Annotated in this window: 12 protein-coding genes; 8 read left to right on the top strand and 4 right to left on the bottom strand. The window is 73.3% G+C overall.

Annotated elements, in window-relative coordinates; translation table 11 throughout:
- Positions 1–100 precede the first annotated feature (100 nt).
- Positions 101–1,066, bottom strand: a complete 966-nt coding sequence (locus IEZ04_RS32760; RefSeq protein WP_189220626.1) for a dimethylarginine dimethylaminohydrolase family protein — start codon at positions 1,064–1,066, stop codon at positions 101–103.
- A 246-nt stretch (positions 1,067–1,312) separates the two neighbouring features.
- Here IEZ04_RS32760 and IEZ04_RS32765 point away from each other — a divergent pair, with 246 nt between their 5' ends.
- The 4 genes from IEZ04_RS32765 to IEZ04_RS32780 all read left to right on the top strand — a co-directional run bounded on the left by IEZ04_RS32765 (position 1,313) and on the right by IEZ04_RS32780 (position 5,115).
- Positions 1,313–2,119: a bestrophin-like domain gene (locus IEZ04_RS32765; protein ID WP_229821436.1), complete on the top strand. Its 807-nt coding sequence runs from the start codon at positions 1,313–1,315 to the stop codon at positions 2,117–2,119.
- A 244-nt stretch (positions 2,120–2,363) separates the two neighbouring features.
- The gene (locus IEZ04_RS32770) at positions 2,364–3,569 is read left to right on the top strand and encodes a cytochrome P450 (protein ID WP_189220627.1); all 1,206 of its coding nucleotides are present in this window, start codon (positions 2,364–2,366) and stop codon (positions 3,567–3,569) included.
- 53 nt (positions 3,570–3,622) lie between these two features.
- The gene (locus tag IEZ04_RS32775) at positions 3,623–4,210 is read left to right on the top strand and encodes a DUF6875 domain-containing protein (protein ID WP_189220628.1); all 588 of its coding nucleotides are present in this window, start codon (positions 3,623–3,625) and stop codon (positions 4,208–4,210) included.
- On the top strand, positions 4,207–5,115 hold the full coding sequence (locus tag IEZ04_RS32780) for a tryptophan 2,3-dioxygenase (RefSeq protein WP_189220629.1): 909 nt from the start codon (positions 4,207–4,209) through the stop codon (positions 5,113–5,115). The genes IEZ04_RS32775 and IEZ04_RS32780 overlap by 4 nt, the downstream gene beginning before the upstream one ends.
- On the opposite strand, the gene IEZ04_RS32785 is transcribed toward IEZ04_RS32780, so the two are convergent.
- Together IEZ04_RS32785 and IEZ04_RS32790 are read right to left on the bottom strand one after the other, a co-directional pair.
- Positions 5,095–6,201: an aminotransferase-like domain-containing protein gene (locus tag IEZ04_RS32785; protein ID WP_189220630.1), complete on the bottom strand. Its 1,107-nt coding sequence runs from the start codon at positions 6,199–6,201 to the stop codon at positions 5,095–5,097. The two genes, IEZ04_RS32780 and IEZ04_RS32785, sit on opposite strands and share 21 nt — an antisense overlap.
- Positions 6,202–6,321: 120 nt before the next feature.
- On the bottom strand, positions 6,322–7,227 hold the full coding sequence (locus IEZ04_RS32790; protein WP_189220631.1) for a helix-turn-helix transcriptional regulator: 906 nt from the start codon (positions 7,225–7,227) through the stop codon (positions 6,322–6,324).
- A gap of 102 nt (positions 7,228–7,329) precedes the next feature.
- Between IEZ04_RS32790 and IEZ04_RS32795 the strand changes: the two genes are divergently transcribed.
- Both IEZ04_RS32795 and IEZ04_RS32800 read left to right on the top strand, forming a co-directional pair.
- Positions 7,330–8,037, top strand: coding sequence for an SDR family NAD(P)-dependent oxidoreductase (locus tag IEZ04_RS32795; RefSeq protein ID WP_189220632.1), 708 nt, complete (start codon positions 7,330–7,332; stop codon positions 8,035–8,037).
- A 44-nt stretch (positions 8,038–8,081) separates the two neighbouring features.
- The gene (locus IEZ04_RS32800; RefSeq protein ID WP_189220633.1) at positions 8,082–8,681 is read left to right on the top strand and encodes a DsbA family oxidoreductase; all 600 of its coding nucleotides are present in this window, start codon (positions 8,082–8,084) and stop codon (positions 8,679–8,681) included.
- Between the two features lie 430 nt (positions 8,682–9,111).
- Here IEZ04_RS32800 and IEZ04_RS32805 read toward each other — a convergent pair whose 3' ends face one another.
- Positions 9,112–9,762, bottom strand: coding sequence for an FMN-dependent NADH-azoreductase (locus IEZ04_RS32805; protein WP_189220634.1), 651 nt, complete (start codon positions 9,760–9,762; stop codon positions 9,112–9,114).
- Positions 9,763–9,895: 133 nt separating this feature from the next.
- Between IEZ04_RS32805 and IEZ04_RS32810 the strand changes: the two genes are divergently transcribed.
- Positions 9,896–10,288, top strand: coding sequence for a winged helix-turn-helix transcriptional regulator (locus IEZ04_RS32810; RefSeq protein WP_189220635.1), 393 nt, complete (start codon positions 9,896–9,898; stop codon positions 10,286–10,288).
- Positions 10,289–10,653: 365 nt separating this feature from the next.
- Positions 10,654–12,100: AfsR/SARP family transcriptional regulator (locus IEZ04_RS32815; protein ID WP_189220636.1), on the top strand; the 1,447-nt coding region annotated here is incomplete at its 3' end.

Consider the following 12,100-nt stretch of genomic DNA (forward strand, 5'->3'; position numbering starts at 1 on the left):
GGCCGCGCGGAAGATCCCGCCCCCGCGCGGCCCGGCCGGCCGTGCGGTGCCCATGCGTGGGCACGGTTCACCTTCTCCCGGGCGGCCGGCCGCCGGAGGATCACGTGGCCGGTGATTGTGCCTGTGCGTAGACCGGGCGGGACATGCAGCGGGGTCCCCCGGTCCCTTTGACCAGTTCGCTCCCGGGCACGGTGGTGAGGTGGACGCCGTGCGCGCGGAGGGTGCGCACCACGGGCCGGCACAGGTCGTAGCCGATGGCGGTGCCCGGGCCGAGGCAGAGGTGGTTGCAGGCCTCCTGCAGCCGGGCGGCGCGCTGCTCGGTGCGCACGACCGTCATGCCCGCTTCCTCGAACGATCGCAGGAGATCGAGAGGCCGGGGGCCGGTGCTGTCCCAGTGGGTGGCGGACACGATGTTGTCCGGCGCGGCGACGACGAGGGTGTCGCTGAGGGGCAGGAGGGTGCCGTCGAGGTTGAGGCTGCCGGGGGCGAGCTCGACGGCGATCACTTCGTCGGCGTGGCCGGGCAGCAGCGCCTCGCACAGACGCGGCACGGTGGCGAGGGTGGTGCGGGGGCCGTGGCCGAGCAGGACGCAGCGGCGCCCGTCGCGGACGAAGGGGATGAGATCGCCGCCCTCCAGCACGGTGCCGGGCCGCTGCTCCCAGTCCAGGCGGGTCAGACCGAGCCGCTCGAGTGCGGCGGCCATGGTGGCCTCCTCCGGGCGGCGCAACGGCTCGGCCATGCGGGCGGGCAGGTACCGGGTGGGGGCCCAGGGCAGGGTGATCGCCGCGTCCCGGACGTACATCTGGTTGGGGTTGGTGCAGGCCTGGGCGAACCACGGCGTGTCCCCGACCAGCGACTGCAGCGTGATCACCGTGACACCCGCACGGGCGATGGCCCGGACGAAGGCGTCGTGCTCCTCCCCGGCCCGGCGCGGATTCACCCGCTCACGGAACAGGTGGCGGTGCTGCGTCCGGCGCGGCGGGGCGGTGCTCAGCTCGTCGAACGCCCCCAGCGGCGCCGGATTGTGCACGATCACCGCCCAGGGGCGGGCGGAATGCTCAGCCACCGGCATGTTCCCCGGCCCCGGAGCACCCGGTGAGCGGCTGTTCCTCTGCTCCGTCATACGGGGAGCATCGCCGGAGCACCAGGCAGGCGAACCTCCGCCGGGCGGGGCCCGGGGTCACTCATGCGGGTTCTCGGACGGGCGCGAGCGCTTGGGAGCGCGCGGCATACGAAAAAAAGCACATGAAGCGGGGGATATCGGTCATCGGACAGCGGCCCATCGGCCCCGGAATCCAGGGGAGACACACTCATGCTGATCGTCACGGTCGTGGTGGCTGCGGCCGCCCTGCTGGTGGGCATCGCCCTCCAACGCGTTCTGCGCCGGCGGGAGAGCACCGCGGACGACGCCGGGCTGTCGGTGAAGGATCTGGTGGGGCCGGTCCAGACGCTCACCGTGCTGATCCTGGCCTTCGTGCTGGCCACCGCCGCCTCCTCCTACGGCAAGGCGGAGGAGGCCGTCCGCTCCGAGGCCAACGCCGTGGACAAGCTGGCGGAGGTGACCGACTACGTGCCCGCCGCCGCGCAGCGCAGCCGGCTGCTGGGCGACATCGTCTGCTACACCCGTGCGGTGCGGCACTTCGAATGGCCCGCCATGGCCGACGGCACCGACTCCGCCGTCCCGAGTGTCTGGAGCACCGACCTGCGCCGCGTCTTCAAGGAGGTGGGGACCGACCAGCCGGCCTTCGGCATGCTGGTGTCGGCCGACGACGACCGTTCCCGGGCGCGGCAGGCCCGGCTGTCGGAGGCGACCGCGTCGGTGCCGCCCGCGGTGTACTGGTTCATGCTCCTGCTGCTGGCCGTCACCATCGTCTCCCTGGCGCTGTGCATTCCCCGGCGCAACAACCGGCCGCAGATCGCGGCCCTGGCCGTGGCGACCGTGCTGCTGACGGCCACCCTCGCGCTCGTCCACGACACCGAGCGCCCGTTCGGTGGCCTGGTCGGCGTCGACGCCACCGCCATCACCGACGTCCAGCGGCAGGCCACCCGCGACTACCAGGCCGACAACCCGGACGGCACCCTGCCCTGCACCACCGACGGGGACAAGACCGACAGCTGAGGACCGGGACCTGGCCGTCCGGCCGCCCGGTCCTCGGGCGGACGGGCTTCGCGCTGGAGCTCGGGGCACTGCCTTGCGTGGGCGGTGTGCGCGGTGTCGCGTGGTGGGCGGGGTGTGCGTGGGGTGTGCGGTGGTGCCGGAGTGTCCCCCGAACGGCCCGTTTCGGCTGGGCGGCGACCGGCCTCCCTCTCATGATGGGCGAGAGGGCGCCGGAGCGTTCGTACCTGGCTGGGAGGTGGGCGCTGTGTCCGAGGACGTGAGGGTCTGGCCCCGGGTCGAGCTTCGTGGCGTCGATCTGGATCCCATGATGACCGAGCTGCTCGGGGAGAAACGGGCGTCGAAGGTCCGGTTCGCGTACGGCTCCGTGCCCGCCTGGGTGCTCACCCGGTACGAGGACGTGAGGTCGGTGACGTCCGACGCCCGGTTCAGCCGGGCGGCCGCCTGGCACGTGGACAGCACGCGCATCACCGAGCTGAGGGCCCCCATCAAGGGCGACATGACGTACCAGGACGGGGCTGCGCATGCCCGGGTCCGGCGGCAGATGGCGAAGGCCTTCACCCCCGCCCGTACCGAGGCGCTGGCCCTGGCCGCGGAGCGGGTGTGCGAGACGCTGGTGGACTCCCTCCTCCGCCAGGGGCCACCGGCCGACCTGGTGGACGATCTGGCCTCGCCGTTCGCCCTGGAGACCGCCTGGGGCATGGTCGGGGTGCCCGCCGCCGACCGGGAGGGACCTCTGCGCGACTGCTTCGAGACGGTGTTCTCCTCGGGAGCCGATCCGCAGCGGGTGCACGACGCCCAGGAGGCGCTGCGGCGGCTGTTCCAGGGGCTGGTGTCCGCCGCGCGCGGGAGAGGGGCCGCCGGCGGGTCCGGTGAGGATCTGATCACGGTCCTGACGGAGCCCGCGGGCGGGCTGAGCGACGAGGAGATCGTGGCCAACGCCTACAAGAGCATGCAGTCGGCGTGGCGCGGCATCCGCAACCACAGCGCCAACCTGCTCTACGTCCTCCTCACACACCCTGCCGAGACCGCCTGGCTGCGGGCGCACCCGGAGGCGTGGCCGGCGGCCGTCGACGAGCTGGTGCGCTTCGTGCCCCGGCTGGCGGGATGCGGCGTCGAGCGGATCGCCACCGAGGACGTCGACATCGCGGGGGTCACCGTCCGGCGGGGCGAGCCGGTGTACGTCTCCTACGCGTCGGCCAACCGGGACGAGCGTGCCTTCCCCGACCCCCACCGGCTCGATCTGCGGCGCGCGGGCAACCCCCACCTCGCCTACGGCCACGGCCCGCATCGCTGCCCCGCGTCCTCGATCGCGCACCGGGAACTGGGCACGCTCGTCGGGGCGTTCGTCAGCCGCCTGCCCACGGCTCGTCCGGCGGTTCCGGAGGACCGGCTCGAGTGGCGGACCACGGACATCCTGCGCGGGCCCCGGCATCTGCCGGTGACGTGGTGAACCGGGCGAGCGGTACATCCCCCGGCGTCCCGGCGGACGCGGATACGGGCGAAGTGCTGGCCTGGATCGACGGTTACCTCGTCCAGCCGCACTCCGGGGTCGGACGGGAGGGCTCGATCTGTCCGTTCGTCGGGCCTTCCCTCAAGGCGCACTCCCTGCGGCTGGAGGTCTGGCCGGTCGCCGCGCACGCCACCGAGGACGAGTTGCGGTCGGTCGTGGACCGGATGGCCGGGGTGCTGACACACGAGGAGTGGGGGAGCCACAACCCCGCGCTGCGCTCCCTCGTGGTCGTGCTCGGCGGGCTCGCCCCCGAGCGGCACACGCTGCTCGACCGGGCACAGGCCGCGGCGAAACCGGGGCTGGCCGCTCGGGGACTGATGCTGGGCCAGTTCCATCCACGCTGTGACGAGCGCGCCGCGCGCAATCCGGTGTTCCGGGTGTCCCGCTGCCCGGTCGCCCTGCTGGCGATCCGCCACATGTCCCTCCACGACATTCTTTTCCTGCACCAGGAGCCCCACCTGTTCGCCTGCTACCGCGACCGGTTCGGAACGAGTCACGCGAAGAACACGGTGGCCGACCCCGTCTTCACACAGCTCTTCGACGACGCCGCACGGCGCTGGCCGACGGGTGGGGAGGAGTGAGGACGCGGCCGGGGAACGGCCCCGCCGCCGGTCCGGAGCCGCGGGACACCGGCAGGTCGAGCGATGCCGAGCGCGCGGCACGCGCCGCCTCCACCGGCGGCTGCCCGGCCCTGGACGGGGACAGCACCCCCTACATCGGCTACCAGAGCGTCGACGTGCTGCTCTCCTTGCAGCAGCCACGCTCCGGCTCTCCCGCCGAACTGCCCTTCTACGTCATGGGCCAGGTCGAGGAACTGCTGTTCAAGCTGGTGTACGAGGAGCTGTGCGTGGTCCGCGGCCTGCTGGACAGGGACCAGGTCGGCGATGCGGTGTGGACCCTGCACCGTGTCCGCAGGGTCGTGGACGTGATGGCGCACGCCTGGGACGTACTGGGCGCGCTGGCACCCACCGAGTTCGCCGCCTTCCGGGACCATCTGAACGACGCCTCGGGTCTTCAGTCCTACATGTACCGCATGGTCGAGTTCGTCCTCGGCAACAAGAAGCCCGCGCTGGCCGCGCTGCACGCCGGCGTGCCACAGGTGCACGAGCAGGTCGAGCGGGCCCTGCGCGAGCCCAGCGTGTACGACGCCGCCGTCGCCCTGCTCGCCCGGCAGGGCGCGCCGATCGCGTCCCGCACGCTGCGGCGCGACCCGGCGCGACCGTACCCGGAGTGCCCCTCCGTCCAGGAGGCGTGGGCGAACGTGTACCGGGAGCACACACCTGCCGACCCGGTCCTCCAGCTGGCCGAGGCGCTGGTCGACCTGGCCGAGGGGATGTCGCGCTGGCGCGCGCTGCACCTGCTCACGGTGGAACGGATGATCGGTGCCAAGCCCGGAACCGGCGGCAGCAGCGGAGTCGCCTGGCTCCGTACCGTCAACGAGCACCGCTTCTTCCCCGAGCTGTGGTCAGCACGGTCCCTGCTGTGACGTCGCTCCGGCCGCCGCGTCCTCGACGGCCGCCGCGAGCCGGTCCACGCCCTCCGCCATGCGCTCCTGCGGCTCGGCCGCGAAACAGAGCCGCAGGTACTGCTCGCCCCCGGTGAGGAAGAAGCCGGTTCCCGCGGCCACGTCCACGTCACGCCGCCGGGCTGCCCGTACGACATCCGCCGCGGTCACCGGCTCCGGCAGCCGCAGCCAGAGGAAGTAACCGCCCTCCGGGCGGGTGAACGCGGCCTGCGGAAGCCGGTCCCGGAGCAGACCGCACAACCGGTCGGCGCGCGCCGCCAGCGCCGTACGCATCCGCTCCACAGCACGGTCGAGCCCACCGGGCCCACCGGGTTCGCCCACGACGTAGTGGTGGGCGACGGCCTGCGCGAACATGCTCGGCGTGAGATAGGTGCGGTTCGCCGCCGCGGTCAGCAGACCGATCCGCCGCGCGTCGGTGATGACGTACCCCACGCGCAGCCCCGGACAGACGGTCTTGGAGAACGACGACACGTGCACCACCCGGTCGAGCCCGCCGAGCCGCCGGAACGACGGCAGCGGGGACCCGCTGAACCGCAGTTCCCGGTAGGGATCGTCCTCGATGACCACGACCCGTCCGGACGCCGCTTGCTCCAGCAGCCGCTCGCGCTCCGGCAGGGGCATGGTCGCCCCGTCCGGGTTGCGGAACGTGGGCACCGCGTACACACAGCGCCGCTCGGCAGCGGGAACCGGCCCCGGCCACCGGGCGCCCAGGTCGAGCTGGCGTACGGTCACCCCGCGCGCCGCGACGGCCCGCAGGGCCATGTCGTACGTCGGCCGGTCCACCAGCAGCTCACTGCCCGATCCGGTGCCGATCAGCGTCTCCAGGGCCAGCGCGACAGCCTGCATCGCCCCCGGAGTGATCATGACGCGGGAGGCGTCCACCCCGTGACGCTCCGCCACCCACTCCCGCAGCGGCGGGTGGCCGCCGGGGAAGCCGTACCCGAACATCCCGTCCGAGTCGTCGGCCAGGGCCCTCCGCGTGGCGTGGGCCAGCCCAGCGGCATCGATGAGATCAGGAGAGGGGACACCTCTTCCAAAAGCGAACATGAGGCACATGATGAACGCGTCCTGTGGCCGTTCGCGGCACCGGCGGCCGCGCGTCCCCGGGACCGACGGAACGTCGGCGGCCGGACGGCCCGACGACCGGGCGGCTCCACGGGCCGGGAGTCATGTGGGCGGGGTGACGCTGTTCCGGGAGCGGGACGGTCCGGTCATCCGCTGGGTGCCGAGGACGTCGAGCAGTCCGAGACGGCTGGCGGTGTCGCTGCCCGGCGGGGCGGTGAGGATGACGATGCGCAGGTCGCCGCCGGGTTCGGTGAGGATGTCGCAGTCGAGGTCGAGCGGGCCGACCTCGGGGTGGTGGACGCTTTTGCCGTGCAGCGTGTGACCGCTCACCTCGTGGGCGTCCCACAGCGTGGCGAAGCGCGGGCTCGCACTCCGGAGGTCCGTGACGAGGCGGCGCAGGACCGGGTCCGTCGGGTAGCGGGCGGACGCGGACCGCAGGTCGAAGACCACGGCGGTCTCGAAGCGGGTCCGCTGCCCGGGGGTGTGGCGCACCGGGCCGGGCGGACCGGTGAAGTGCTGCCAGACCAGGTTGCGTTCCCGGTCCGGCAGCGGGGACGGATCGCCCAGCAGGGCGGCGTGCAGCCGGTTCCAGGCGAGGAGGGTCCACGCCGCGTCGTACACGCCGACGGGTGTGCCCGGCATCTGGTCGAGCAGCCGCTGCACCCCCGGGGTGAGCCGGTCCGGCAGTCGGCCGTCCGCGGGTTCGGGCTGCCCGGCCAGTGCGAACAGGTGGGCGCGCTCGGCCCCCGACAGACGCAACGCCCGCGCCAGGGCACCGAGGACCTGGGCGGAGGGGGACGTGGCCCGGCCCTGCTCCAGGCGGACCACGTACTCGGCGGAAATTCCCGCCAGCAGAGCCAGTTCCTCGCGGCGCAGTCCAGGCGTCCGGCGGCTCCGCCCCGCGGGCAGCCCGACCGCGGTGGGAGGCACCCGGTCGCGCCAGCGGCGCAGGGCCCCTCCCAGTTCGCCGCTCCGCCGGGAAGGCCCGATGTCGCCCTGTGCGCTCATGGTCCCAGTATCGCCGCCCGGCAGCACGCCTTCCTGGTACCGGTGTTACCAGGAAGAGCAGTGATCTGCCCCGCCGTCCGCGGAGCGGCGAGGCTGCCGGACATGACGACGACTCTCATCACCGGGGCCGACAAGGGCCTGGAACTGCAGACCGCCCGCCGCCTGGCCGGGGCGGGGCACACCGTGTACCTGGGTGCCCGCGACATCGGCCGCGGCGCTCGGGCCGCCCGGTCGGTCGGCGCCCGTCCGCTGCTCGTCGACGTCACCGACGACGACTCCGTCGCGGCGGCCGCCGAACAGGTCCGCGAGCACACCGGGCACCTCGACGTCCTGGTCAACAACGCCGGCGTGGCCGGTCCCGCGCGCCCGGCCGACGAGATCACCGCCGCGGACATGCTCGCGGCCTACGAGACCAACGTCTTCGGAGCCGTACGCGTCACCCATGCCTTCCTGCCCCTGCTGCACCGCAGCACGTCACCGGTCGTGGTCAACGTCAGCAGCGGCCTGGGCTCGCTGGCCGTGGCGGCCGACCCGGCCGCCCACGCCTCGCTCGTTCCGCTGTGGATCTCCTCGCTGCCGTACAACTCGTCCAAGGCAGCCCTGAACATGATCACGGTGCTGTACGCGCGCGCCCTGCCGGGGATGCGCGTCAACGCCGTCGACCCCGGCCACACCGCCACCGACCTCAACGGTCACACCGGCGCCCAGAGCGTCGAGCAGGGCGCCGACATCATCGTCCGCATGGCGTCCATCGGTCCCGACGGGCCCACCGGCGGCTACTTCACGTCGGACGGCTCGATGCCCTGGTGACGCCCGAGCCGCCGAACACCACCCTCACCGACAGGAGCCCGGCCATGAACACTCCGCGCCGCGTCGAGGCCGTCCTCGACTTCGTCTGCGTGTACTGCTACCTCGGTTTCACCCGCTACCTCCGGGCCGTTCGCCGCTACCGCGCGGACGGCGGCACCGTCGAGACGGTGCTCCGCCCCGTCCAGCTCCGTCCTCAGGCCTCACCCGCCGGTGAGCCGCTGATCGCTGTCTGGACGCGCGAACGCGGCGCGGCCGTGGCGGCCCGGCTCGTCGCCGACACCTCGTTCGGCGCCGACGACGGCCTCGTACTCGACTTCCGCCGCGCGGTGTTCACCAACACCTTCGACGCGCACCGGCTCGCCGCACGGGCTTCCGACCAGGGAAAGGGCGAAGAGACGGCCGAGCGGCTGTTCCGCGCGTACTTCGCCGACGGCCTGAACATCGCGGACGCCACCGTGCTCGCCCGGCTCGCAGCCGAGACGGGCATCGACACCACCGGTGGCGACGCGGAAGCAGTGCAGGCCGGACTCGCCCGCGTCCGCGCCCTCGACCTGCCGGCCCCGCCGGTGTTCCTCCTCGCCGGCGGTCCCGTCCTGTCCGGGCGGGTGCGCGAGGACGATCTCCTCGCCGCACTGCGCGAGTGACACCGAGGCCGCACCCCGGCCCACGCGCCGCTGCGAACGTGACAGGGCGGACGGGCCGACGGTGCCCCGCCGCTGCCCGCTGCCCGCTGCCCGCAGTCCGCTGGCCGTGCGCCGACCGTGGCGACCGCCGGGATTCCGGCCGCTCGGGCCCGCACCACCATCGCCGCATCGACGGCGGACCCGGCATCGTCGTCCCCGACGGCATCACCAGCGGCTGCCTGCGCGACGCGGGGCAGACGGTCTCCGCCGGAGGACGTGGCGGCCGCCGACCCGGAGACCAAGGACCGCGTCGTCCGCGTCGCGGCAGCGGAATCGACGACCCCCTCTCACAGCCTGTTCCGGCCGGCGGTGACGGGCACCCGGCGCGGACGGGAGGCCGCCGGCGGCTCGGGCGCCGCGCCGTCGGCGGTACCCGGGCCGGGGGGTGCTCTCAGGCCGCGGAGCGCTCCGCGAGCTGCTTCGCCTTCGTGGCGGCCTCCTCGAGAGCACGGTCACGGGAGGCTTCGAACAGCGGGACCAGTTCGGCCATCGCCGGGTTGTGCGGGGCCATGGTCAGCTCCGGAACGATGAAGTCGACCGTCAGACCGAGGCCGGCGCCGAGCGCGGCCGTGAGGTAGTTCTGCACGTACTCGAACGGCTCGCGCGGGGTGCCCGGCGCGTAGGAGCCGCCACGGCTGGCGACGACGGTCACCGGGGTGCCCTTGGCCGACGGGGCCTCGCCCGCGGTGCGGCCCATGAGGATCACGTTGTCCAGCCAGGCCTTCAGGGTCGAGGGGATCGTGAAGTTGTACATCGGGGCGCCGATGAGCACGGCGTCGGCCTGCTCCAGCTCCTCGATGAGCCGTATGCGTTCGGCGAAGGCGGCCGCCTGCTCGGGAGTGTGTGAGGCCGGGTCGGCGAAGCCGGCGGTGTGCGCCTCGGCGGTGATGTGCGGGACGGGCTGCGCCGCCAGGTCGTGGTACACGACCGTGCCCTCCGGGTGTTGCTCCAGCCAGTGTGCGCGGAACGCCGCCGTCACGGCGCGCGAGGACGATGCCTCGCCCGTGAACACGGAGGAGTCGATGTGCAGCAGTGTGGCCATGTGGATCTCCAAGGCGATGGACGGGGCGCCCCGGCACCGATGAGGTGAGGGGCTGATGCTTAATGCGTGACTATTCTTAACACAGGTACTTACTTTTTTTAAGCCCCATACGGTGGAGTAGTACCCTGGTCGCATGGCGGCGGAACGGAACCATGACAGCGCGGCGTGCAAGCGGGTGGACGGGGGTATCAGCCGTGTCTTCGGCCTGCTCGGGAAGCGCTGGAGCGGTCCGATCGTGGCCGTTCTGGTGGACCAGCCGGCGCACTTCGCCGACCTGCGCCGGGCCATTCCCGGTATCAGCGAGCGCATGCTGTCCGACCGTCTGGCCGAACTCGGCGCCGCCGGCCTTGTCCTGCGCGAGGTCGACGAAGGCCCCCCACTGCGCGTCTCCTACCGGCTGACCGAGGCCGGGGCCGCCCTGGAGCCCGCACTCAGGGAACTGGGGCAGTGGGCGAAGACGCACCTGCCGGACGCCGGTCCGTGCACCGAAGCGCTGCCTGAGCGCCCGGCCCACGCGCGGGACTAGGGCGCTTCTGACGGCTCTTGGTCGTACATCATCCGGCCGGGTGGCACTACGGGAGACGGCTCGCGAGGCGTCGGCTGACTCATCGGGCGCGCCCGCAACCGTCCGGGGACGGTCTCGAGAGCCGTCAGAAACGGCCCAGGTCCGTCTCTGCCCGTCTGCTTCTTCCCTTGCTCCGCTCGATCTGCTCGATCGCACGCTGGTGCCGGGTGAGCGGGGTGCCGGGCGGCCGGCCGGGCGCCGACTACGCCGGCCTGACCAGTTCGCCGCGGCCTGCGTGGCTTGCGCGGGGAAGTGCCGTCCGTCGGCGGGGGTCCGTCCGGCCCCGTGCGGGTTAGGTTGGCTGGGCCCCCGGTAGGGAGTCGGCGATGGTCGGTCACACGGTGCCCCACATGCTGCGCTTCGCGGTGCTCGGTCCGCTGCGGGTGTGGCGGAACGGGACGGAGCTGTATGTCGGGCCGGTGCAGCAGCGGATCGTGCTGGCGGTGCTGCTGCTGCGGGCGAACCGTCCGGTGTCACCTGAGGACCTCATCGCCGCGGTGTGGGGGGAGACGCCCCCGGAGCGGGCGGTGGATCTGCTGCGGAGACATGTCGCAGGGCTGCGGCGGATGCTCGAGCCCGGCCGGCCGGTGGGGGCCCCGTCCCGGCTGCTGGTCCGGACGGAGGCCGGCTACGTGCTGACGGTCCCGAGCGGACAGCTCGACCTGGAAGTGTTCGACGCGCAGGTGGCCCGGGGGCGGGCGGCCCGGGTCGCCGGGGACCTGCCCGCGGCGGCCAGGGCGTTGCACGAGGCACTGGGGCTGTGGCGGGGCCGGTTCTGCGAGGGGCTCCTCAGCCCGCTGCTGTCCGGCGGACGGGAGGCGCTGGAGGAGTACCGGCTGGATGTGCTGGAGGAGCGCTTCGAGATCGATCTGACGCTGGGCCGGCATGCGGAGGCGGTGGCCGAGCCGGCCGGTACGGTGCGCGGGCATCCGCTGCGGGAGCGGCTGTACGCCCGGCAGGCGCCGGCTCCGTACAGGCCGGGAGAGCGGGCCGAAGCGCCGTCGGGTTACCGCCGGGACCGGAACTCGGGCCCGGAGCCGTTCGCGGACGAGGGGGACACCGGGTTCGGCGGCGGCCCCGGAGCGCAGCGTCTTCACCGAGCCGGGCTCACCGTCGATCCCGCCTTCGCACCGTCCACTCCGGAAGCCACTCCTCCGGATCGTCGGCCGGCAACGGTGCCGTGTCTGCTGCCCGGTGACGTGGCCGGATTCACCGGCCGCGAGCGGCAGTTGGCGTGGCTGCACCGGCTGGCGACGCCGGACGGGACCTCCACGGCGTCGGTGATCTGCCTGATCTCGGGTGCCCCGGGGGTGGGCAAGACCGCGCTGGCGGTGCACTGGGCCCACCGGGTCCGCCCGGCCTTCCCCGACGGGCAGCTGTACCTGAACCTGCGCGGCTACGACCCCGAGCAGCCGATGCCCGCGGGGGAGGCGCTGGCCCGCCTGCTGACCGCGCTCGGCCTGCCCGGCGAGGACATCCCGCTGGACGTGAACGACCGCTCCGCCCGGTACCGCAGCGAGCTGGCCGGCCGGCATGTGCTGGTCGTCCTGGACAACGCGGCCACCGCGGAACAGGTCCGGCCGCTGCTGCCCGGCACTCCCACCTGCCTGACCGTGGTGACCAGCAGGGACGCCCTGCCCGGCCTGGTCGCCCTGGACGGCGCCCACCGCCTCGTGCTCGGCCTGCTGCCCACCGGGGACACGCACGCCCTGCTGCGCCGGCTGATCGGCCCCCGGGTACGGGCCGAACCGCAGGCCGCCGCCACCCTGGCCA

The organism is Streptomyces ruber (genome assembly GCF_014648075.1).
In the GTDB taxonomy this organism is placed as follows: domain Bacteria; phylum Actinomycetota; class Actinomycetes; order Streptomycetales; family Streptomycetaceae; genus Streptomyces; species Streptomyces ruber.